General features: G+C 63.5%; 24 protein-coding genes and 4 pseudogenes. 17 read left to right on the forward strand and 11 right to left on the reverse strand.

Going from position 1 to position 19,806, the window contains the following annotated elements:
- The first annotated feature begins 57 nt into the window (after window positions 1-57).
- On the forward strand, window positions 58-1,485 hold the full coding sequence (locus DN412_RS31700; protein WP_244222857.1) for a thymidine phosphorylase family protein: 1,428 nt from the start codon (window positions 58-60) through the stop codon (window positions 1,483-1,485).
- Window positions 1,486-1,721: 236 nt separating this feature from the next.
- Here the strand turns inward: DN412_RS31700 and DN412_RS31710 are convergent, their stop codons facing one another.
- Both DN412_RS31710 and DN412_RS31715 read right to left on the reverse strand, forming a co-directional pair.
- A complete protein-coding gene (locus DN412_RS31710) occupies window positions 1,722-1,925 on the reverse strand; it encodes a cation-transporting P-type ATPase (protein ID WP_208647693.1) in 204 nt (67 codons plus the stop codon).
- Window positions 1,926-2,037: 112 nt separating this feature from the next.
- On the reverse strand, window positions 2,038-2,493 hold the full coding sequence (locus DN412_RS31715; protein ID WP_115215198.1) for a universal stress protein: 456 nt from the start codon (window positions 2,491-2,493) through the stop codon (window positions 2,038-2,040).
- A gap of 239 nt (window positions 2,494-2,732) precedes the next feature.
- On the opposite strand from DN412_RS31715, the gene DN412_RS31720 reads away from it, so the two are divergent.
- Together DN412_RS31720 and DN412_RS31725 are read left to right on the forward strand one after the other, a co-directional pair.
- Window positions 2,733-3,197, forward strand: a complete 465-nt coding sequence (locus tag DN412_RS31720; RefSeq protein ID WP_115215199.1) for a universal stress protein — start codon at window positions 2,733-2,735, stop codon at window positions 3,195-3,197.
- Window positions 3,198-3,243: 46 nt separating this feature from the next.
- Window positions 3,244-3,738: a carboxypeptidase-like regulatory domain-containing protein gene (locus DN412_RS31725; RefSeq protein ID WP_115215200.1), complete on the forward strand. Its 495-nt coding sequence runs from the start codon at window positions 3,244-3,246 to the stop codon at window positions 3,736-3,738.
- Window positions 3,739-3,837: 99 nt separating this feature from the next.
- On the opposite strand, the gene DN412_RS31730 is transcribed toward DN412_RS31725, so the two are convergent.
- Entirely contained in the window at window positions 3,838-4,368 is a 531-nt protein-coding gene (locus DN412_RS31730; protein ID WP_115215201.1) for a flavodoxin family protein, read from the reverse strand.
- 235 nt (window positions 4,369-4,603) lie between these two features.
- Here DN412_RS31730 and DN412_RS31735 point away from each other — a divergent pair, with 235 nt between their 5' ends.
- The 4 genes from DN412_RS31735 (at window position 4,604) to DN412_RS43145 (ending at window position 7,147) form a co-directional block, all read left to right on the forward strand.
- Window positions 4,604-5,056: a universal stress protein gene (locus DN412_RS31735; protein ID WP_115215217.1), complete on the forward strand. Its 453-nt coding sequence runs from the start codon at window positions 4,604-4,606 to the stop codon at window positions 5,054-5,056.
- Window positions 5,057-5,097: 41 nt separating this feature from the next.
- The gene (locus tag DN412_RS31740) at window positions 5,098-5,376 is read left to right on the forward strand and encodes a DUF1488 family protein (RefSeq protein ID WP_115215202.1); all 279 of its coding nucleotides are present in this window, start codon (window positions 5,098-5,100) and stop codon (window positions 5,374-5,376) included.
- Between the two features lie 594 nt (window positions 5,377-5,970).
- A complete protein-coding gene (locus tag DN412_RS31750; RefSeq protein ID WP_115215204.1) occupies window positions 5,971-6,810 on the forward strand; it encodes a universal stress protein in 840 nt (279 codons plus the stop codon).
- A gap of 61 nt (window positions 6,811-6,871) precedes the next feature.
- Window positions 6,872-7,147: a hypothetical protein gene (locus DN412_RS43145; protein ID WP_133303112.1), complete on the forward strand. Its 276-nt coding sequence runs from the start codon at window positions 6,872-6,874 to the stop codon at window positions 7,145-7,147.
- Between the two features lie 305 nt (window positions 7,148-7,452).
- Here DN412_RS43145 and DN412_RS31760 read toward each other — a convergent pair whose 3' ends face one another.
- Window positions 7,453-7,929, reverse strand: coding sequence for a hypothetical protein (locus DN412_RS31760; RefSeq protein WP_115215205.1), 477 nt, complete (start codon window positions 7,927-7,929; stop codon window positions 7,453-7,455).
- Window positions 7,930-8,152: 223 nt separating this feature from the next.
- Here DN412_RS31760 and DN412_RS31765 point away from each other — a divergent pair, with 223 nt between their 5' ends.
- The 5 genes from DN412_RS31765 to DN412_RS31785 all read left to right on the forward strand — a co-directional run bounded on the left by DN412_RS31765 (window position 8,153) and on the right by DN412_RS31785 (window position 10,792).
- Window positions 8,153-8,356, forward strand: coding sequence for a hypothetical protein (locus tag DN412_RS31765; protein WP_244222854.1), 204 nt, complete (start codon window positions 8,153-8,155; stop codon window positions 8,354-8,356).
- Window positions 8,357-8,569: 213 nt separating this feature from the next.
- Window positions 8,570-9,073: a BCAM0308 family protein gene (locus DN412_RS31770; protein ID WP_115215206.1), complete on the forward strand. Its 504-nt coding sequence runs from the start codon at window positions 8,570-8,572 to the stop codon at window positions 9,071-9,073.
- Between the two features lie 70 nt (window positions 9,074-9,143).
- Window positions 9,144-9,824: a dienelactone hydrolase family protein gene (locus DN412_RS31775; protein WP_115215207.1), complete on the forward strand. Its 681-nt coding sequence runs from the start codon at window positions 9,144-9,146 to the stop codon at window positions 9,822-9,824.
- A gap of 107 nt (window positions 9,825-9,931) precedes the next feature.
- Window positions 9,932-10,264: an ElaB/YgaM/YqjD family protein gene (locus tag DN412_RS31780; protein WP_115215208.1), complete on the forward strand. Its 333-nt coding sequence runs from the start codon at window positions 9,932-9,934 to the stop codon at window positions 10,262-10,264.
- 57 nt (window positions 10,265-10,321) lie between these two features.
- Complete coding sequence (locus tag DN412_RS31785) at window positions 10,322-10,792, forward strand: TraR/DksA family transcriptional regulator (RefSeq protein ID WP_341868083.1); 471 nt, start codon at window positions 10,322-10,324, stop codon at window positions 10,790-10,792.
- A 199-nt stretch (window positions 10,793-10,991) separates the two neighbouring features.
- Here the strand turns inward: DN412_RS31785 and DN412_RS44835 are convergent, their stop codons facing one another.
- The 4 genes and pseudogenes from DN412_RS44835 to DN412_RS31805 form a co-directional block, all read right to left on the reverse strand.
- Window positions 10,992-11,132, reverse strand: coding sequence for a hypothetical protein (locus tag DN412_RS44835; RefSeq protein WP_244222855.1), 141 nt, complete (start codon window positions 11,130-11,132; stop codon window positions 10,992-10,994).
- A 45-nt stretch (window positions 11,133-11,177) separates the two neighbouring features.
- Window positions 11,178-11,841: pseudogene (locus DN412_RS31795) on the reverse strand (SagB/ThcOx family dehydrogenase).
- A 184-nt stretch (window positions 11,842-12,025) separates the two neighbouring features.
- Window positions 12,026-13,555 (reverse strand): bifunctional aminoglycoside phosphotransferase/ATP-binding protein, encoded by a 1,530-nt coding sequence (locus DN412_RS31800; RefSeq protein WP_115215209.1) that lies wholly within the window; start codon window positions 13,553-13,555, stop codon window positions 12,026-12,028.
- 102 nt (window positions 13,556-13,657) lie between these two features.
- The gene (locus DN412_RS31805; protein WP_115215210.1) at window positions 13,658-13,861 is read right to left on the reverse strand and encodes a YgaP family membrane protein; all 204 of its coding nucleotides are present in this window, start codon (window positions 13,859-13,861) and stop codon (window positions 13,658-13,660) included.
- 554 nt (window positions 13,862-14,415) lie between these two features.
- On the opposite strand from DN412_RS31805, the gene DN412_RS31810 reads away from it, so the two are divergent.
- Together DN412_RS31810 and DN412_RS31815 are read left to right on the forward strand one after the other, a co-directional pair.
- A complete protein-coding gene (locus DN412_RS31810) occupies window positions 14,416-14,781 on the forward strand; it encodes a hypothetical protein (RefSeq protein WP_115215211.1) in 366 nt (121 codons plus the stop codon).
- 407 nt (window positions 14,782-15,188) lie between these two features.
- Window positions 15,189-15,418: pseudogene (locus DN412_RS31815) on the forward strand (H-NS histone family protein); the annotation flags it as partial.
- A gap of 808 nt (window positions 15,419-16,226) precedes the next feature.
- Here the strand turns inward: DN412_RS31815 and DN412_RS43150 are convergent.
- The gene (locus DN412_RS43150) at window positions 16,227-16,409 is read right to left on the reverse strand and encodes a hypothetical protein (protein WP_133303113.1); all 183 of its coding nucleotides are present in this window, start codon (window positions 16,407-16,409) and stop codon (window positions 16,227-16,229) included.
- A gap of 110 nt (window positions 16,410-16,519) precedes the next feature.
- Between DN412_RS43150 and DN412_RS31820 the strand changes: the two genes are divergently transcribed.
- The 3 genes and pseudogenes from DN412_RS31820 to DN412_RS44840 form a co-directional block, all read left to right on the forward strand.
- Window positions 16,520-16,975: a nuclear transport factor 2 family protein gene (locus tag DN412_RS31820; protein ID WP_115215212.1), complete on the forward strand. Its 456-nt coding sequence runs from the start codon at window positions 16,520-16,522 to the stop codon at window positions 16,973-16,975.
- Window positions 16,976-17,522: 547 nt separating this feature from the next.
- Window positions 17,523-18,098: a hemerythrin domain-containing protein gene (locus DN412_RS31825; protein WP_115215213.1), complete on the forward strand. Its 576-nt coding sequence runs from the start codon at window positions 17,523-17,525 to the stop codon at window positions 18,096-18,098.
- 86 nt (window positions 18,099-18,184) lie between these two features.
- Window positions 18,185-18,292: pseudogene (locus DN412_RS44840) on the forward strand (universal stress protein); the annotation flags it as partial.
- A 195-nt stretch (window positions 18,293-18,487) separates the two neighbouring features.
- Here the strand turns inward: DN412_RS44840 and DN412_RS31835 are convergent.
- Window positions 18,488-18,990, reverse strand: a pseudogene (locus DN412_RS31835) (IS3 family transposase); the annotation flags it as partial.
- Window positions 18,991-19,058: 68 nt separating this feature from the next.
- Window positions 19,059-19,806 (reverse strand): group II intron maturase-specific domain-containing protein (locus DN412_RS31840; protein WP_115215219.1); only part of this gene is annotated, 748 nt, incomplete at its 5' end.

The following is a 19,806-nucleotide window of genomic DNA, read 5'->3' on the forward strand; positions in this document are numbered from 1 at the left end:
GGCGTACTGGTGTTTCGGCCGCTCGAAATAGATACCTGGCAGGAGCATGTTATCTACATGCATCCGGATTGCACGGTCTGCCGCGCCGAAGGATTTTCCGCCCAGGCGCGCGTACGCGTGCAGATTGGCGACAGGTCGCTGATCGCCACGCTGACGCTACTGGGGGCGCCGCTCCTGAGCATGTGCGAAGCGAGCCTGTCGGCGAGCGCGGCACGAACGCTGGCGGCACGTGCGGGCGATGTCGTGCATGTCACGCATGCGCCCGCGCTGGAGTCGGTGCGGGCACTACGCGCCAAGATCTATGGCTGCCACCTGGACAGCGCCCAGCTGGATGGAATCATCGGTGACATCAGTGCCGGACGGTATGCCGACGTACATATTGCAGCATTCCTCACCGCTTGCGTAAATGGTCGCATGAGCCTGCGCGAGACCGTCGACCTGACCCGGGCCATGGTCCGGTCCGGGGAACGCCTCAGCTGGAGCCGCGAGGTGGTTGCCGACAAGCATTGCGTCGGCGGGCTCCCGGGAAACCGCACCACACCGATCGTGGTGGCCATTGGCGCGGCGGCAGGACTGCTGCTGCCTAAGACCTCGTCTCGCGCGATCACGTCGCCCGCCGGCACCGCGGATACGATGGAAGCCCTGACCCGCGTGACGCTGGATGCAGCGGAATTGCGGCGCGTGGTGGAGCAGGTGGGGGCAGCGCTGGTCTGGGGCGGTGCACTGAGCCTGAGTCCCGCAGACGACGTGCTGATCCGCGTGGAACGCGCCCTGGATATCGACAGCGATGCGCAGTTGGTTGCATCGATCCTGTCGAAGAAAATCGCCGCCGGCTCCACCCACGTACTGATCGACGTGCCGGTGGGCCCCACGGCAAAAATCCGCGAAGATAGCGAACTGGAGCGCCTGCATATCGCCATGGTCAAGGTCGCGCACGCTTTCGGGCTGAAGATCCGGATTCTGCGCACCGACGGCTCGCAGCCGGTGGGCCGGGGCGTCGGGCCAGCGCTTGAGGCACTCGACGTGCTGGCGGTGCTGCAATGCCGGCCAACGGCGCCCGTCGATCTGCGCGAGCGCTCGCTGCTGCTGGCGGGCGAACTGCTGGAGTTCTGCGGCGTGGCGCCGGCAGGGCAGGGGCAGTTGCAGGCCGGCCGCCTGCTCGACAGCGGCGCAGCCTGGGCCAGGTTCCAGGCAATCTGTGAAGCGCAAGGGGGGCTGCGCACCCCGGGGCAGGCCGTGTTCCGCCGCGACCTGGCCGCGGCCCGCGGCGGCATCGTGACGTCCATCGACAACCGGCATATCGCGCGAGCTGCAAAGCTGGCCGGCGCGCCGCGCCGGCAGGAGGCTGGGCTGGAACTGCACGTCCGCACCGGCGACGAGGTCGCGGCCGGCTCGCTGCTCTGCACGTTGCACGCCCAAGCGTCTGGCGAACTTGAATATGCGTTCAGCTACGCGCTGGCGCATGACCCCTTCCGCATCCAGTAACCCGGCGGCCCATTCCCCTCCGTCCGCCTTAGCCCACCGGCACCCACCTTGCCAGCAGGCGGCGCGCGGCAAACGCAGCGCCAGCGTAGCCCAGCAGGATGGCCGCGAGCAGGGGCCAGTAAGCCGCCGGCAGTGGCTGCATGCCCAGGAACGCAGCTATCAGCGAACACGGCAGCCAAACGCCGACGAGGCAGAGCCCGATCGTGGTGGCCAGCAAGGCCTGGCTAGGCCGGCCCTCAATGAAGGGCAGCCTGCGCGTGCGGATGATTGGCCAGGGTTGCGAGCCAGTGCCGCCCCTGATTGGCGCCAATGCGGTTGGGGCCGCAGTTGCCCAGCCGCGCGGTAGCTTCGCGTTCGGTCAGCCCCGCCTCGGTCGCGGCCAGCCTGTCCAGGACTTCTATGGCTTCATGCGTGGCCGCCCATGATAGGGCAGGCGGCACGGACGCGGCGTGGGCGGTTCCTGGTCGGCGGCGGCCTGGCGGTGGTGCGCCGGTGGTCCGCCGCCGTCTCCGGGCCGGCGGCTTCATCCACATCGGCGAGTACTGCCATGCCTTACGCGGCCTGAGGTGTCCGCACCAGCAGCACCGGCACCTTCGATTCCCGCACCAGGCCCTCAGCTACGCTGCCCATCACCAGGCGCCGAACACCGCGTCTGCCATGGGTGCCCACCACGACCAGGCCGGCGTGGGTGCGCTGCGCCTCGCCGTTAATGGATGTGGCGATGTCGCCGAGCGTAAGGACCTCGTCAACCAGTTGCGTGTGACATGCGACGTGGCCGGCACGGGCCCTGGCCTCGGCCTCGGCCAGCAGCTTGCGTCCGCCCTCAATCAGCGCCGGTCGCAGGTCGGCCAGGTTGCCATACCCCATGTCGTACATGAGATAGCTGTTGTCGACGACGTGGACGATTTCCAGGGTTGCCTTGCACAGCGCCGCGAGGCGGATAGCCTCGTCAAGGGCGCGATTGCCACAGTCGCTGCCATCGATGGCGACGAGGATGGTCTGGTACATAGTATTGCCTCCCCTGGATGCATGCCCGCAGGCATCGGTTAAGCGGTTCAAGCGGTTCCCGTGTGCAGGAGCGCAGACACTACTTCCAGCTTAGGCGCGCGATGCGCTGGTCAGTTGATGCATGTCATGGGGAAGGCAATCGGCCGCCCATGGGAACGTCGGCCTTCGTTGACTGGCATCAAACCGCATGCCCTTGCGGCCGCTACCTTGGAAGAACCATAGCCGAAGCCGAGGTTGTCATGTACCGCCGCATTCTTCTAGCCATCGATGGCAGCCGCTCATCCTTGCACGCGCTGGAACAGGCCGTGTCGATGGCGCTGGCCACGCATGCCGAGGTCAGCGCCATGTTCGTCGCGGACGACAGCGACCTGTTCTTCGAGATCAGGCCAGCAGACCGGCCCTGGCTGATGGCCGAAGTCATCGCCTACGGCGAGCGGGTGCTGACACGCGCCAGCGAGCGCCTGAGCGCCGCCGGCGTTCGCTCGAGCAGCCAGCTGGCAGAGGCGCCAGGCCCCCCCGCGAAGATTGCCGAGGCCATCGTTGCGGAAGCGGACCACTGGGGCGCGGACCTGATCGTGATGGGCACGCACGGCCGCCGCGGCGCGCGGCGCATGGTGCTGGGCTCGGTCTCGGAGCATGTCGTCAGCAAGACGGTTCGCCCCGTGCTGCTCGTTCGTGATCGTTGGGAAGGGGACGCGCTCTGACTGTCCCAGTCCCGAGACCTCCCAACAGTTTTTCGGAGTGACGCAGATGCCAGTTTTTTCAAGAAGCCTTCGCATCGCGCTGTCGTCGCTGGTCGCTGCCGTGTCGGCGGCTGGTTGCGCGACCGGTGCCGCGACCTCGGGTGGCGACGCCCCTGTGCAGATCATGGAGCAGCACGGCATCACCTATGTATCGGGTGGTGACGACGACGCGGGCAGGCAAGCGATGCAAACCGTCGCCGCGCGTTTCAATGTCCGGCTGTTGATGGTGGATGCCGGGCGCGGCAGGCCACTTGGCGGCGCCACGGTGGTCGTGGCCAGGTCGGACGGCCGAGCCGTGCTGAACACAACTGCCAGCGGGCCACTCTTCTACATGCAACTCAAGCCGGGTTTCTATCGGCTCGCAGTGGGCTACCAGGGACGGGACCAGATGCGCGACATTGTCGTCAATGGCCAGCCGCTCGACATAACGTTCCCGCTGCCGGTGAATACGCTTGAGGACGACTGGCTCTTCTGCGCAACGGCCACATGCCCGCGTCGCTGAGCCACCGCCGGACTTGCCGCACGCAGGGGCACAGTAGTGCGCAGTGCGCCGGCGGCCCAAGGGGCACTGAAAGCGTGAAGAAGCAGGGCTCAGGTCTCGTTAGGAAGACAACCAGACCGGGCGCTCGGCGTGCGCTGGCCCGGAATCCCCAAACCGGAGGGCTCGCACGAAGTCATCGATCTCGGCGGCGGCTTCGCCGCTCATCACATCGCGCTCCAGCAGCACGAGCGCTGGTGCGGGCTTCTTGCCCGTCAGCCGGGCGATCTCTGCCTCGGCCTGGAACCCCCCGCGCGCCGCCATGACGCAGATCGCCGACACGCGCGCGGCCAGCGGCGGCGTGCCCACACTGGCGGCGAGGAAGCTGCGCATCGGGGCCGCCAGCCGGCCCATCCACACCGGTGCCAGGACCACGACGTGTTCGTAGCGATCGAGCGCAGGACCGTTGTAGCGGTACTCGACCTGACGTTGAAATAGGTTATCGATGACGCACCGGAGGTCGCCCAGGATCCCGGCCCGGGATTTCGTGTCGGCGACCTCGGCCAGTGGCCATCCCGAACGCGCGGCAATGGCCTCGGCTACCTGGCGGACAGTGCCAGTGCGGGAGTAGTAAACAATCGCGGCTTGGGTCATCACAGGCTCCGGTCAGCTTGGCTGCGCATGTTTGCGCTGTTTCTGCAGCGTAGGCCTTGCGTGGCAGCCGCCATTGATATGCATCAACCGGGAAATGCGCGCGCCTGCCGCGGCAGGTGGGGACATTCGCAGCGGCTTTGATACATATCAACAGCAGCTGGACCGGCTGACCTACGCTGGATTCAACCAGTTCAGACCCGAGCCGCCACAGGCTCCCATTGCCGGAGAGACTGCCATGTACCAGCGCATCCTTGTCGCCATGGACGGTGGCGCCGCTTCGGAACTGGCTCTGGAACAGGCAATAGTTATTGCGCTGGCCGCCGACGCGGAAGTGGAGGTGGTCCATGTGGTCGATGACCGAAGCCCGTTCCTGGATGTCACCGGTCTGGATCCGGTGAGGTTGATAGAGGATCTCTCGACTGCGGGTGAAAGCGTACTCGCCTCCGCCGCCAGCCGGCTTGCCGCCGCGCGCGTTCGCCATGAAACGCGGCTGCTGGGCAAGCCGATGGTCGAGGGCGACATCGCCGCCACGATCGCGGCGGAAGCCAATGGCTGGGGGGCCGACCTGGTCGTGATGGGTACGCATGGTCGCCGGGGAGTACGGCGGCTCATTATGGGCAGTGTCGCGCGGGGCGTGATCACGCAGGCCGTCGGGCCCGTTCTGCTTGTGCGCGCCGAAGAGGCGTAGGCAGGCGATCAGACTTTTGGGGGGCGTCACGCCAGTTAGCTATGCACAAGATCGATTTTGCCAGCGAGACGCCGGATTACTGCCCGACCGGCCCCAGCCTGCAGTGCGCCGCAAAGGTGGATGGCGCGCCGGCAACCTATGAAATCACTGCTGAGGCGCTTGAGGATCATTTCGGCGCGAGATCCTACCGCAACGAGGACTTGCTGCCGGCGTTCCTGAGCAATCGCCAGGATATCGAACGTGTGGCCGGCGCATTGTTCGAAATGACCGGGGCGCATCACATCGTCCTCCACAGCGGCCACTTTCGCTTCGCGGTGTGACATGGAGCCCGTTGCCACGACATGCGGTCGCCAGGTCGCCAACGTATGCGGCGTGACCATGACCTGCAGCGGAGGAGATGAGGCCATGAATCAGACTATGCAGCGCAGCCACCCGACCAAGCGGTGGGGGCGGTGGCAGATAGTGATCTGCCTTCTCCTTCCGCTTTGCGCCGGATGTACCTCCGCGCCAGACCTGCTACGCCCACCGAAGCCGCGCACGATCGCGTGGGTGCCGGCTGATTCGGAATCGCGGGTGCCTGGCATGGCTGGCGACGAGGTCACGCGCCCGGCTGGCCGCGGCGCTCAGTCGTAACGCAAGTCGAGGCGAAAGCCACTAGCAAGCTCGCAGTCGACAATTCCCGCACGATATGGAACCCCTTGTAAGACCGTTTCACTTCATGCATGCCAGTCTCCGGCTGGTTGGGCCACGGGACTTCGGGGGCGCTGCTGCTGCCCCGTCCCTACGGCAATCATAGTCGCGCAAACATTGAGGGAAGCGTTGCTTGCTGCTGCTCGCAGCGGTTTGATGCACAACAAGTTGGGTTCGCGCCAGCGACATAGTCTTCCGCCCCCGCTGCTTATCGGAGATGCCCCATGGACTACGCCACAATTCTGGTTCACCTCGATGCGAGCCGGCACATGTACCAGCGGCTGCACCTTGCCGCGCAGCTGGCACTGGAGTTTCAGGCCACGCTGGTCGGCTTGCTGGCGGTGGGCAAACCTGACCCGACCGCTATGCGCTACTTGGTGGACGGTGACCGTTATCTCGCCTCTTACACGGAATGGCAGCGTGAGGTTGGCGAGCGGGCGCGCCAAGCCTTGATGGGGGCAACCGACGAGTTGTCCATCAACGCAAAATTTCGGGCGCCGGACTGGGCTACCGCCGCGACCCTCGAGGCCGAGGCGCACCGGGCAGATCTGGTCATACTCGGACAGCACGACCCGGCTGACGATGCAGCCTATGCCGAGCGGCACTTTATCGAGTCTGTCGTGCTGCAATGCGGGCGACCCGTGCTGGTTGTGCCTTATGCGGGCTGGTTTCCGAATATTGGCAAGACCGTGATGGTTGCGTGGAATGGGACCGGCGAATCCGCACGAGCCATTCGCGATGCGCTGCCGCTGCTGCGGCGCGCCAACACCGTTGACGTAGTTTCGTGCCCGCAACCGGACGCCTTGGGCGAACCGTCTGGATCGCCACCGCAGTATGCCCATGACTGGTTGGCCAGTCATGGGGTGACTGCGCATCTGCACACCTGTGCCGCAGGCAATCCCGACGACACTGGGGAGATGCTGCTTTCGGAAGCTGCCAACCGGAACGCCGATCTGATTGTCATGGGTGCCTACGGGCACAGCCGCATGCGGGAACTGGTGCTGGGTGGCGTTACCCGTACGCTGCTCAGGTCAATGACCTTGCCGGTGCTCATGTCCCATTGAGGATTGCCAGGCCGTCCCGGCGTTGCCAGGAAGGGCAGATGCCCGACCTGTGCAAGGCTGAGTGTTCGCTACGCATTGGTTGCATGGAGGAATTGAGGGAGATCAAGATTCAGAAGTCTGGCAGTTGGCGAGGGGATTTTGGCTTGAGTTCCTGCTGCGTCGGCCTGCATTTTCGAAATCCGACGGCATGTTTCCTTTCGATCCGGCCACACGGGTGCGCTACATCGAGATCCAGGGGAGAACTTGCGCTGCCTGGCAAGCGCGCGCGATGGCGGCCGGTCTTGCTCGCGACGATTTCTTCCGCGCCTGTACTCGTGTACGGGCCGCGATGTACTGATGCTCTTGGGTAATCGCGCGGCATGTTCCGTCACCACGTGGTGTCCAGGTGAAACCGTGTTCACAGTTCGCTGTGCACTTGCGACACACATCACTGGCACGACGTGAAGTCCGTTACGTCAACCGGGAGCGCCGAACTCACTCCCTCCCGGCGTTGCGTTGCGGCGAGCCATTGGGCCACGTGGTCATTGTGTTCGGAGTGCGCGACAGCAACACGCACGTCATCGGCCAGCAGCCGCACGGCAATGGCTTCGCGGACCCCGCCCACACCTCCCGTCACCAGCTATGCGTGGACCGATCATTGCCTCAGATCTGCGCGGCGGGGCGGCGCTCGGAGGCCGTAGCGCCAGGGGAGGGAACAGCCATCATGCGGCCGACATTGTCGAAGATTACGCGGGCGGATTCCGAAAGCGGCGCATAACAGGCGCCTTCCACCATGACCTTCTTCTGGTAGTCCTGCCAGGCTTCGGCCGACTCGCGCAGGTGCTCCATGAAGGTCGAGGCCATTTCGACGTACAGGGAGCCAAACTCGCGGGCATGCGCGGCGTTGCGCTCAATCTGGGCGGCTGCAATCTGGGCAGGCAGCCCGTGGAAGGAATTCCAGTCGGGCGCATCGGTGATGCGGGAGAGTGCCTGGCGGGCACCCTTGATGTTCTCATCAAGCCCTTTGAGGCGCAGTCGGAGCAGCATCTGGCGTGATTCTTCCCACCGCAGCCACGCGCGCAAGGTGAACTGCTGGGCGCAGCGCGCAAGCTCGAAGGCGGGATCGGTCTCGTCTGGCATGGTCGAACTCCTGTAGACAATCGGGGCGGCCTGCCATAGGGGGCAGGCCACGACAAGTCTAGGGGGAGGCAGCCTGGCGGGGATTGACGTATCGCAAGCAGGGCGCAACGCGTCGGGCGGCACGGCATGGTCAAGTCGCACCTGCGCTCGTGAGTGCACATTGATCATCGGCGAAGACCGGCGTGCGGCCATCGGCCTATAGGACTATGTTGCCGAGGCACCATTGAAGCTCGTCTACGTCAGCCGGCTCTCCAGGCTCGACGAGACCCACAAACCGCTGTGCGAGCTCTGTACCGCACTGTATATCAGTCAGAACGTCTCCCTCTTCTGCGCCGCGTCCGCCCTGGCCACGGTGGCGCGGAGCCTGGTGGACCGCCGCGCAGGGGCCACCGACATGCGGCTGAAGCCCGCCCATTGCCGGCATTGAGCAGCCGACTGCGACGGACCATGTAGGCAGTATCGGTCCCAGGTGTCTGGCCATTGTTTGATCCAGCCCAAGTCGACAGCCGTGCAGGCGCCTAGCTTTAACAGTGTGAGCGCGCCGGACCGGGACCGGCGTGCGGAATGGTGCAGGGACGCCGCTCGCGCTGCAGCGGGCCAGCGCCCCCGCGTGCATGTCCATGATCAACGAGGCATCAAGATGAAAGTCCGTGCACAGTCAATCAAGGTACGGCCGGTCCGCTGGCACCCGTTCCCTGTCGAGCACATGCCCGACCGCTACAAGCAACCGGCGGCAGCCCCGGCGGTGGCGAGCTGTACGGTCTGCCATGCCGTATTCATGCGAGGACACTGGCAATGGCGCGCCGTACCGCCGGGCGCCGCCACCTTGGTCTGCTCCGCCTGCCAGCGCATCGCCGACAAGATCCCGGCCGGTCGGGTGGCCCTGAACGGCGTCTTCGCGGCGGCGCATCGGGCCGAGATCTTGGCGCTGGTGCGGCACCGCGAAGGCCAGTTTCGGGCACAGCATCCGATGGAGCGCGTGATGGCAACCGAGTCAGACGAACAGGGCACGGTGGTCACCACGACCGGGCTGCACCTGGCACGGGACATTGGCAACGCCATCCACCATGCCTACCGGGGAACCCTGACGATCGACTACAGCAATGCCGAGACCCAGCTGAACGTGCACTGGCACAGGGCCTGACGGTGGCGAGGCTGGCGAGGCCACTGGCAAGGACGAGAAGAGGGGAAGGGGAAGGGGAAGGGGAAGTCTCATGGAGCACATCACAACCGAACAGGTGCGGATCCATATCGGCCACATCGCGCTGCTGGGCGACCTTGCCCTGCCGGAGGCGGCATCCGGCCTGATCCTGTTTGCTCATGGCAGCGCCAGCTCGCGCCACAGCATGCGCAACCGCGAGGCCGCATCAATACTGAATCGGATGGGCCTGGGCACGCTGCTGTTTGACCTGCTGGCGCCCGAGGAGGACGTCGGGATGTCGAGGCGGTTCGATATCCCCCTTCTTGGTGCGAGGCTCAGGGCTGCCACCGGCTCGGTGGCGCACCTGGCGCGCGAGCGCCACTTGCGGCTCGGATATTTCAGCGCCAGCACGGGGGCCGCTGCGGCCATCCGTGCCGCTGCGGAGCCGCCACCGCACATGCGGATCGACGCGGTGGTGTCGCGCGGCGGCCGTGTCGACCTGGCCGGCCACGAAGCGCTGTGCCAGCTGCAAGCGCCGACGCTGATGATTGTGGGGGAAGCGGATCCTTTGGTGGTGAAGCTCAACGCGCACGCCACCGCATGGATGCAATGCGAGAAGCGGCTGGAGGTGGTCCCTGGCGCCAGCCACCTGTTCGAGGAGCCGGGCGCACTGGAACAGGTCGGAAAACTCGCCGGCAAATGGTTTTGCCAGCATTTTGCGACGCAGTTCGCGCCGCGTGGTCACGCCCGCTAACCGCCGGGCTGCCGCCACAGCAGCGGTCAGCAGGGACATGCAGTTCGACAGAATTTCCATGGTGCCGTGTGACGCACGGCGATGACGCAGTGAAAAAGGAGAATGACATGAACGATATCCGTGCCGACCGCTTGATACACAAGGATGCGCTGATCCGTGATGCCAACACGCTGCTGGCCGATGTTCAGGCGTTGTTGCGGGATGTCGCCGACGAAGCCGGCCTGGAGACAACCCAGGCACGCGCGCAGCTGGGCGCACGCCTGCACGCGCTCCAGGATCGCCTGAATGCGCAACGCCAGGCGGCGCAGATGCGGGTGTCGCAATGGGTGGACACCACGGATCGCTACGTCCATGCGCATCCCTGGGAGAGCATCGGCTCCGTCGCCGCGGTCGCGGCCGTGGCCGGCGCTCTGGTCGCACTGGCTGTCGGCCGCCGGTAGCGCAAGCCCGGCACGCCAGGACGCCAGCCGGCAAGAAACCTCTGCACGGACCCGATCGTGCTTGCCATACCCGGCAATGAGCATCAGGCCGTAGCAATTGCTGCATGCCTACCGGGCTGGCCGGGCGAAGCCGAGGTCCGCCGCTTTCCCGACGGCGAATCCTATGTCCGGCTGCTCACAGCGCGGGAAACCGTCTCGCTGGCGGCGCAGTTGGACGCGGAAGAAGCGCGTATCCACGCCGCTGTCGGCTCCGCAGACACGCCAATGACCCCGCTGGCGCAACGCGAGCCGCAGGATAAGAGCGACCTGGCCGACGAAGAAATCACGCAGCAGCAGGACGACGCGATGCTGGACCACTACCGCATGCAACTGGCCGACATCGCCGCCGCGCGGGCGCGGATGCAGCACGGCCAGTACGGCATCTGCATCGATTGCCAGCAGCCGATCCCGTTCACGCGCCTGCAGGCCCGCCCGACCGCCATGCGTTGTACCGCATGCCAGTGCCGGCGCGAGCATCTCTATGGGTGACAGCCGAGGATACGGAGCGAGGCCGTAGGCTGCCGATACAACTGACCGCGTGGCGGGCTGCCAACGGGGAAACGACGCCTCCCGGGACCGCGGCCGGGAGGCTGGCGCTGACCGGCTAGCGTAGGTCGTATTCGCGCATCATTTCCGTGGCCAGGCATGCTGGCGGGACAGCGGGGAAGGCCTCGATGGCCCAGTTGCATCAGCGGTTGGCAGCCGCTTCGACACGCTGCGGCAATGGGATGTAGCAGTCGCGGCAGGCGTTGCCGAGGTCGGCGTATTCCTGCAAGTGCCGCAGAATTTCATTGCGAACCTGTTCCGCACTACCGAGGTTCTTGATCATGTCGGTGTCTCCTGTTGTCTGTTAGTGGTGATACAGTCAGGAGGTTTAGACTGGCGCGCGGTGGTGCGGGGCCGGACGCCCAATGGTCTGGGACAGAATCGGCTCCTCGTCCTCGCTCAGCGACATATGCTCGGCCAGTTGGCGCCGGTTGAGCCAGCCGCGGACCACCGCGCCCAGCCCGGCCGAGGCGCCGTAGAGATAGACGTTCTGGACCATGGCGCCCGCCGCGGCGGCAGCGAACGTCTCGCGCAGCTTGGGTGGGACGTCCTGCATCCGGCCGTGGTTGGCGACGTAAACAAGGTCCAGCGGCGCCATGCCGACGAAGTCCTGGAAGCCGGTCATGCTGCGCACGTCCGCAGCGCGCTTCAGCGCCAGGCAATGGTGGATCGGGTCGTAGCGGTAAAGGCCTGCCGGCAGCGCCGCGTAAACGTCGATCACTGCCTCGCCATGCGGCGAAGGGACGGTGCGGCCGCCACAATAGGAGCGGTTGACGCCCGCCGCGGCCCACAGCAGTTCACTCAGTTGCTGCAGCGGCAATTGCTGCTCGTCGAAGTCGCGGGTGCTCATGCGCTGCCACAGCTCCCATCAGCGGCAGGCCATTGGTGAGGTCCGGCTGAGGGAGAGCGATGATCCGCTCACTCGTGCCGCTCGCGGGGCGTGGCAGCAAGTCCTTGACGGGTTGGTAGGGAATGCGCTTCAGATCGTCCATGGGGTGCTCGCAGTCGTTGCAAGGATCGGTGCCCGCGCTCCGCGCACAGCACCGGAATGGACGAATGTAGGCGCTGCCCGGAGCCATGGGTTGCGCTTCGTCAAGCGAAGTCCAGCGGAGGCGCGCAAAGCAAAATGCTATCGATCCCGGGTACAGCGCGCGGTGATCCAGCCTCCTCAAGGCGTCAGGGATGGTCGGCTGCGACACCTTCCATGAATCTCCCTGGCACGGTGATGCAGGCACGCTCGGCCTCGTTCAGTGGCTCTTGGATGCGTATCTGCCACGCCAGCACGTCGACATCGGCATCGGACAAGTCCCCGCCGGTCCGGGCGCGGGCGGCGATGCGGGCGCGCAGTGTCTCCGGGCTGGCTTCGCAGGTCACGATGGCGAAGGACGTGCCCAGGCGGCGGGCCTGGGCCGCAAAGCGCTCGCGATCTGCGCGGACCAAGAAGGTGGCGTCGGCAATCATCGGGAAGCCCGCGCGGCAACCGAGCCGGCAGATGGCGAGCAGGCGGTGGTAGGTCCGTGCCGTCTCACTAGCGGCATACCAGCCACTCGCCGGTGCCACACCGCGGTGCAGGCCCTTGCGTACTGCGTCGGAGCGCACGCGTACCATCGACCCGGCCTCGCTCATCTGTGCGGCCACCGTGGACTTGCCGCTGCCGGACAGGCCATGCATCAGCACCATCGGCCCGCGACCGCGGCTGAGGCAACGCCATGCCAGGGCCAGCAGCCTGCCTGCCTCGGCCTGCGCCGGTGCCATGGACGCGCCTGCGGCATGCTGCTGGTGCGCGCGCTCCAGCATTACGCGCGCGCGCACCAGCGCCCGTATGGCGACATAGAAGGGCAATACGGCCAGCGCGCCGTAGTCGCCCGATTGCTCCAAATAGCCGTTGAGCAGTCGGTAGGCCAGCGCCTGCCGGCCGTGGTGCAGCAGGTCCATGACCGGGAAGGCCAGGTCGCTGATGGTGTCGGTCCAGCGCAGGGCGGGATCGAACTCCAGGCAATCGAACGGTGTCGGCACGCCATCCAGCAGCACGATGTTGCCAAGATGGAGGTCGCCATGGCACTCGCGCACATGACCGTTGCGCAAACGTGCCTGGAACGCGCCCGTTAGGCGGGTAGCCGCGCTGCGCGCCCGCATGGCAACGCGGCTGGCCAGATGCGAGGCCTGCGCTAGCCGGCCGATGCCGCCCAAGCACTCCGCCAGGGTCGCGTCGATGCGGGCCGGCGTGCCAAAGCCATCGGTCGGCGCTGCAGGCGGCTGCGCGCGGTGAAAGGCCACAAGGCTGCGCGCCAGTGCATCGATATGGCCCGGCTCCAGCCGGCCCGCAGCGATCCTTGCGCTGAGCAGGTCCTGCTGGTCGAAGCGCCGCATCCTGACCGCATGCTCGATCGGCGTGCCGCTGCCGCCGATGCGCACCGAGTCGGATGTGGGGCCTGCCACGACCGGCACCACATCCAAGTACAGCGCAGGCGCAAAACGGCAGTTCAGGCGCAACTCGGTTTCACAATCGTCGCGGCGTGCCTGCGCGGTGGAGAAGTCAACAAAGTCAAACCGCACTGGCTTGCGCACTTTATAGGCGAAGCCCCCGGCCAGGAAGACACGGGAGATGTGTGTCTCGATGACCTGTACTGCCGGCGCCGGGTGGGGGTAGGCGTCCGGCTGCTGCAAGGCAGCCGTCAACGCCGCGTCATCCCATTGACTCTCCATGTCCCTTGCCTCTGTATGCCTCGAGTGGCGCCGCCATCGCAGCTTCCCGCTTGCCGGAAGACAATGGGGAATCGCCGTTCCGCGCGATTGCATTATCTTCGCTTACTTGGCCTTGGTATCGGGGGAAGGGTATGTCTTCACCCTCAGAACGCTATAGGCAGGGCAGACGCGCACGATGCCGGTTATGAGTGGCAAGATGCCAATCCAGCCCCACGGTCCAATACGCCCTGCCGCGGCTAGACCAATCAAAGCCAGTCCAATCACAATCCGAAGGAACCGGTCAACGGTTCCAACATTTGCTCGCATGGCGGACTCCTTTGCTAGATTTTGAGGGAAATATTACGCGCCAACAGGGCATAACTGGCTGATCTGGCGCAATAAGTTGTGAATTGGCGTCGAGACAGGTGTTCCCGCGTTTATCGAGTTGAATCATATTGCCAGTCGGGATGCGCTGCACTATGCAGATGGAAGGACGGCCCTAGCGTCGGGTGGCACGTGCGCGGTCGACGTGTGACATTACCGTACACATCGCAGGGCGTTGATGGCTTATATCGTTTTGAAATAACGAGGGCGAGTAACCGAGGAAAGAAATATTACGGATTTCTGGGGCTTGGGGCGGCATGGTGCCAATACGCATCTGAGCTGTGCCCTTCATCGGCCAGCGTCGACACACAACATTGGGCGTGTTCATGCGGCGCTTGAGGTCAAGCGCCATTTCGGGCTGGACGCTGCGCTGGCAAAGGACAACTTTGACCGTGAGGTCCCCCGATGAGCTCGACTGACTGAGAGAGGCCATCAATCGGCACTCCACAGCCGTGGGGTATATTCGAGCCTTCGACAATACACGGAGGACGGACGGCATGGCCCAGAAATCGATTCGGGTATCTCATGTTGGGGTACCCGGCGACCTCAGCGTCCTCAAATTGAAGGGCTATCTGAGATCTGCACTCGCTGGTGTGGCGGAAAGTACTGGCGACGATGAAATCCTGCTGGTTAAGGTGCTGGTGCCACGGCCACTGGGCCTGCGTGCCGGTGAAAAACTGTTCGACAAGATCTTGCAAGGGATCCTCGACAAGGATCCACGCGTGAACCGGGTGTCGGTTGAGTTCATCGACGGCGAAGTCACACCCGAGAAAATCGCGGCAAGCGAGGCCCGAACGCAGGAGGAAATTGACGCGTACGGGCACCTGCTCCGGCAATCGACAGATAACGAACAACCCGGCTGAATATCTAGGGTGGCACGGCCATTCGTGGGGGGCGACGAGTACTCGATAGGCGCCATCAAGCCGAGAGGGGCGCAGTTCAACGAGCGTCCAAAGGTCCTGGAGCGCCTGCCTAACGTGGCGTGGGCTGACATTGGGGAAGAATGCGTGCAGGCAATGAGAGCTTGGTTCGGTCGGGCTCACCAGGCACGAGGATTTCGGAACGAGTATGTCCGCGGTCTCGATGTCTCTGAACTCTCGAGGAGTTGGCGGACTAGGTGAATGAAGCCGAACTCCTAGCTGCTGAGTATTGGGCGCTAACCAATAAGTACGGAGCGCAAGCTTACAGCGCACACAGATTGGGCTAGGTTTGAGGCTTCTGCAACCCTCCTTGCAAGGATCGATGACATGGCAACCTACAAGCAACTGATGGTATTGTTCAGCAGATTCAAACGTTGATGGCCGAGTATGGCCGGTCGACGACATTGCACTGAAGCGCCGCCGCAGACGCCCTGCAGATAGCAAGGCGGCTAGTAGCGACAAGCAATCGCTCCCGCCGAAGTACCGAGACCCCACGACTGGCAAAACGTGGTCGGGGCGTGGGCGGGCACCGGCGTGGATCGGAAAGAATTGGAATCGATTCCTCATCGCCGAGGAGTGAGGAAGGCGTAGGGAGAATTGCAAGCCTTGGCCGGAGCGCGGTAAGGAAGGGCGCTCGCTGTTAAAGCTCCTGCCCTGGCTGCCCACCCGCGGAGCGGTACGAAAACGTGAAGCAGCAGAGACCCATCATCAGGTTATTCCTGCACCAATCTTTAAGCAAAGATGGATGCTCTGGAATAACTCAGTACATATGCTCACGCAAGGAGATGCACATTGTTTTGTGAGCATATCCTACTTGAGGGATGAGAGGGACAGCCGAGGGCCCCCGGCACGGTTAGCGCAGGTGCCTTCCACCATCGCAGCTTGGGTGATTCCGACAGTCATTCGAGTCACGCGCTATCTTCGCCCGCGTGCCGGTCGTCTCAACTCTTCCCCCACAGAGACCAGTCTCCCCCTGTCGCTGCCGTTTCTAGCCGACCGACAGGGCGGTCACTCACCGAAGCCTTTCAATGGAAAGGGCGGCCCCGCAGTCGGGCGGCAATGTGCTCGGCCGACGTGTAACATTAGCGTATATCTCCAAGAGGGATTCATGGCTTAGATCGATTTGCTATGTCACGCGCCCAAGTTCGCCAACAAAAGCATAAGGAGTTCGGTCTGCTTGCGGCGGGACGGATCCAATGCGTTTAAGAGCTTACGTTTATTCAGTTACCGCGGGAGCGTTGGGGTAGCGTCATCGGCTTTTCGCTGGCCTGTTGAGCTTCCGCCCTCAGCCGGGTATGCCACCGTGACCATCGCCCTCAGCGGCGCCGCGATCCCTTTCGCAGTCTTGAATCTGCGCGCCCCCGAACGGTCTCTTACCGACTGCGGATTCAACCAGTTGCATCGGCCAGTTGAATCCGCAGACCCATCTCGGTCATTCGCGCTACTTCTGGAGAACGGCCGAAGATCGGCGCATAGCGGACTCGAGCAACCGCAAAGGTGAATTGTCGCTTGGTGGCGCTATCCAAAGAAGTCCCCCTGTTACGTGCGTGGACGTACATACGCGGCTTCATGGCGGCATCATAGATTGGCCTGGCTGCTCGTGAGGTACCTGCGTCACCCTCGACGGAGTAGTCCAGGAAAGCTGCCTTCTCTTCATGCCGGAGTCCAACGGAGCATTCTCATGAGATTAACCAATCTCGTTGTGTCGGCATCCTTCTCGGCCTTGATGCTGGCTGCACCTCCGGCGTTAGCACAAGACGGTAACGTGGAGCAGCAAATCTCTGCGTTGTCAGACGAGATGATCCAGGCAAACCTGAAAGGCGATGCCAGCTTCTATCGGAAGTACTACGCCGACGACGCCACAATCGTTCACGGCAACGGCAAGCTGTTCACGAAGGATCAGGACATCGCGGATCTCAAGTCCGGTGCTCTAAAGTACGAGGCAATCGACGTGCGAGAAAAGACGATTCGTGTGTACGGCGATACGGCGGTCGTTCACCTTCTGCTCACCTTCAAAGGCTCGCTCAGCGGACAACCGTTTGATCCGATCAACCTTCGCAGAACGGTGGTTTGGGTCAAGCATCAGGGAAACTGGAAGGTTGTCGCGTGGCAGGTAACGCGAGCAGAGAACAAGTAAGCATTTGCCTGACATTTGCCGGGTGCGGGAGTCCACCGGGTCCTGTCAGCCATCGATGTCACCCGGCTTCCGGGGATGGTCAACGAAAGGTTGCGGCAACGCGTGCGCGCCCCAAGTACTGCCGATCTAAACGTCCGCCACTCGGTGCGGATTCAACCGGCCGGTGGCTCGTCGTATGTGGACCGTCTAAAACTGGCCGAACTCCGCAGTCGGCTCATCCTTGTTGGCACGCCGGAGGCCGACTACCCGCTCCGACTTGCCAGGACGTAACGGTCACTAACCATGCCGAGCTGTCTTCGGCTCGGGACCGTGGTGGCCATGGCCACCAGTTCATGTGGCGCCCCATACATCACCTTGTATGTGCCTGACAACTAACAACTTACGCTCTAGCCACCATGGCAATCCTCTCATCTTGGCACGTTGAGGCCGATAGTTGACCTGGATCTGGTCGTCACTGCCTTTGATGCAGATATTAGGGTTACGCGACGTGCCCTCTATACTTACATTGGGCTCAAGAGATGCGCCGTCCAGAAGTAAGGGGGATGATATGCAAACGCCGGCAGCGAGAAAAGCCGAACTGGTCATCCATAGGGAACATCAGCAGCTATCGATGGTCGTCACTGGCATGCAACGCCTGGTCAAACTGTTCGGTGCCGGCGTAGATGTGCCTAGGCCGGTGATGTTTCGGTCCATGCTGTTTTACATTAGCGAATATCCGGAGCGGCTACATCATCCCAAGGAAGAGCGCTATCTGTTCGCGCGCTTGCGGCACCGTGCTAACGACCTCGAAAAAACCATCGACGAGCTAGAGGAACAGCACGTTCAGGGCAAAGCGCGGATGCGAGACATCGAACATGCGTTCACCCGATACGAGCTGGTTGGCGAGTCCGCGCTCCCGGTGTTGCGCGAGATGGTCGAAGGATACGCTGCGTTCTCCGCAAATCACAGGCGTCTGGAAGAAGAGGTGATTCTGCCTGCCGCGCGTCAATGGCTGACGGAGGAGGACTGGAAGGAACTGGATGAGGCGTTTGGCTCAAACCGCGATCCGTTCGGCGGCGTCAAGGTAGAGGCAGATTTCGGCCGCCTCTTTGCAACGATCGTCAGGGCCATAAGGGAACCTTAGGTCAGAGCGCCGAACGGCCGCTTCAGGGGGCGCAGGTGCTATGTCCATAAAGCGGCGAGAGCCCCCGTTTATTTTTGGGCCGTTCTATCGTGATGGACGCGTATGGTCATGAGCGCATGCGAGAACTTGTGCTGGGCGGGGTCACGGGGACCTTGCTCGCATCGATGACCATACCGGTGCTGCTCTCGCACTGAGGCGTTGCCGGGTGAGGGCAGAGGGCGGGTTCCGCGTCCAGCAGTCGAACCTGCGATTGGATCGCCGCGACCTTAGCAGGCGACCCGGCAGCTCGTGAAGCGCCCCGGCCGCCCGGCTTCGGGCGGCGCTTGGTGCAGCGCGAACTCAGTCGACGGACTTCTTGGTCTTGGCGCCATCGGTGTAGGGGTTAGTGGTCAAGTTTTTTCGGACAGGCGGATAGGTTGCTTTGCTGTCAGCTTGGCCTCGTAGGCTTGAGGCGACAGATGGCCCAGGGTTGAGTGCAAGCGGACTGGGTTGTAGAAGCCGACGATGTACTGAGTGATGTCGCGCCGCGCCTCATCATGATTGGCGTACTGGCGCTGCCACATCCGTTCCATCCTCAGGTTCAGGAAGAAGCGCTCCATCACCGAATTGTCCCAGCAATTTCCCTTGCGGCGCATGCTGCAAACCACGTGATGCTGCTTGAGCAACGCCTGGTATTCATCGCTCGCGTACTGGCTGCCGCGGTCTGAATGCAGGACCAGTTCCGGTGCTGGCTGGCGCTGCTGTAGCGCCAAGGCCAGTGCCGCCATGACCAGCCCGGCCGGCATGGTTGGCGCCATGGACCAGCCAACGACCTTGCACGAGTGCAGGTCCAGCACGACCGCCGATGCAGCCAGCCCTGGGCCGTGCGGAGTAGAGTAAGAGACAGGGCGTAGTCGGACTATTTCCCTGCCTCTCCTCTCCGAACCGGACTTGCGCCTCTCAACGCATCCGGCTCTCCGTTCAAGTGTTGCTCATAGCAAAGGCGACATCGGGGTAGCGCGACTCGATGGTACGGCGTGTCTCACCGCGCAGGATGTACGGATTTTCCATCAGGGTGCGCCAGGTAAAACGACCTTTGCGACTGGTAACCAGACGCCGAAGCGCCACCGCTCCATACCATCCCCGACTATTCAGGCCCTCCAACACCCATGTTTTCGCCTGTCCCGGCGCTGGCGCCAGAACATGGTCGCGCATCAGCGAGCGGAACCCCCGCCTATATTTGCGCGCAAGCCAGTACCCGAACTTCCAGAAGACAGATCGGTCCAGCTTTTTGAACATGGTGGCTGTGTAGTCGGTGTATTGATAGAAGGCAGCCCAGCCAACGATCTGCCGATTCAGGCTTTCCATCAGGTCCATCCGGTTCATGCCGTAGTTGCCCGACAGTTGCTTGACGAGCCTCCCGGCAAAGCCGCGATACTTCTCCCACGGTATGGTCGTCACAGGCCTCATGCTGCCGCGTGGCCCACGCTTGCGAATGATCCGGTGGCCGAGGAAGACAAAGCCGTCGTTCACATGCGTGATATGGGTTTTCTCCATATTCAGCGTGAGTTTCAACTCGCCTTCAAGGAACCCACGACATGCTTCGCGTACTGCCTCGGCATGTTCGCGTGTGCCCTTTACCACAATCACAAAGTCGTCCGCGTATCGACAGTAGGCCACTGCTGGCTTCCACTGCCGGCTTTCTCGAACAGCAATGGGTCGCTGTTTA

It is taken from the genome of Cupriavidus lacunae (genome assembly GCF_003353055.1).
Classification (GTDB): Bacteria; Pseudomonadota; Gammaproteobacteria; order Burkholderiales; family Burkholderiaceae; genus Cupriavidus; species Cupriavidus lacunae.

Excerpts from the sequence above, each read along its gene's own strand:
- DN412_RS31800 (WP_115215209.1), bottom strand. The coding sequence starts at position 13,555 with ATGGAGAGTCAATGGGATGACGCGGCGTTGACGGCTGCCTTGCAGCAG.
- DN412_RS31735 (WP_115215217.1), top strand. The coding sequence starts at position 4,604 with ATGTACCAGCGCATCCTTGTCGCCATGGACGGTGGCGCCGCTTCGGAA.
- DN412_RS43150 (WP_133303113.1), bottom strand. The coding sequence starts at position 16,409 with ATGAAGCCGCGTATGTACGTCCACGCACGTAACAGGGGGACTTCTTTG.
- DN412_RS44835 (WP_244222855.1), bottom strand. The coding sequence starts at position 11,132 with ATGATCAAGAACCTCGGTAGTGCGGAACAGGTTCGCAATGAAATTCTG.
- DN412_RS31825 (WP_115215213.1), top strand. The coding sequence starts at position 17,523 with ATGCAAACGCCGGCAGCGAGAAAAGCCGAACTGGTCATCCATAGGGAA.
- DN412_RS31750 (WP_115215204.1), top strand. The coding sequence starts at position 5,971 with ATGGACTACGCCACAATTCTGGTTCACCTCGATGCGAGCCGGCACATG.
- DN412_RS31730 (WP_115215201.1), bottom strand. The coding sequence starts at position 4,368 with ATGACCCAAGCCGCGATTGTTTACTACTCCCGCACTGGCACTGTCCGC.
- DN412_RS31760 (WP_115215205.1), bottom strand. The coding sequence starts at position 7,929 with ATGCCAGACGAGACCGATCCCGCCTTCGAGCTTGCGCGCTGCGCCCAG.
- DN412_RS31715 (WP_115215198.1), bottom strand. The coding sequence starts at position 2,493 with ATGTACCAGACCATCCTCGTCGCCATCGATGGCAGCGACTGTGGCAAT.
- DN412_RS31810 (WP_115215211.1), top strand. The coding sequence starts at position 14,416 with ATGGCCCAGAAATCGATTCGGGTATCTCATGTTGGGGTACCCGGCGAC.
- DN412_RS31700 (WP_244222857.1), top strand. The coding sequence starts at position 58 with ATGCATCCGGATTGCACGGTCTGCCGCGCCGAAGGATTTTCCGCCCAG.
- DN412_RS31775 (WP_115215207.1), top strand. The coding sequence starts at position 9,144 with ATGGAGCACATCACAACCGAACAGGTGCGGATCCATATCGGCCACATC.
- DN412_RS31740 (WP_115215202.1), top strand. The coding sequence starts at position 5,098 with ATGCACAAGATCGATTTTGCCAGCGAGACGCCGGATTACTGCCCGACC.
- DN412_RS31820 (WP_115215212.1), top strand. The coding sequence starts at position 16,520 with ATGAGATTAACCAATCTCGTTGTGTCGGCATCCTTCTCGGCCTTGATG.
- DN412_RS31780 (WP_115215208.1), top strand. The coding sequence starts at position 9,932 with ATGAACGATATCCGTGCCGACCGCTTGATACACAAGGATGCGCTGATC.
- DN412_RS31725 (WP_115215200.1), top strand. The coding sequence starts at position 3,244 with ATGCCAGTTTTTTCAAGAAGCCTTCGCATCGCGCTGTCGTCGCTGGTC.
- DN412_RS31720 (WP_115215199.1), top strand. The coding sequence starts at position 2,733 with ATGTACCGCCGCATTCTTCTAGCCATCGATGGCAGCCGCTCATCCTTG.
- DN412_RS31805 (WP_115215210.1), bottom strand. The coding sequence starts at position 13,861 with ATGCGAGCAAATGTTGGAACCGTTGACCGGTTCCTTCGGATTGTGATT.
- DN412_RS31770 (WP_115215206.1), top strand. The coding sequence starts at position 8,570 with ATGAAAGTCCGTGCACAGTCAATCAAGGTACGGCCGGTCCGCTGGCAC.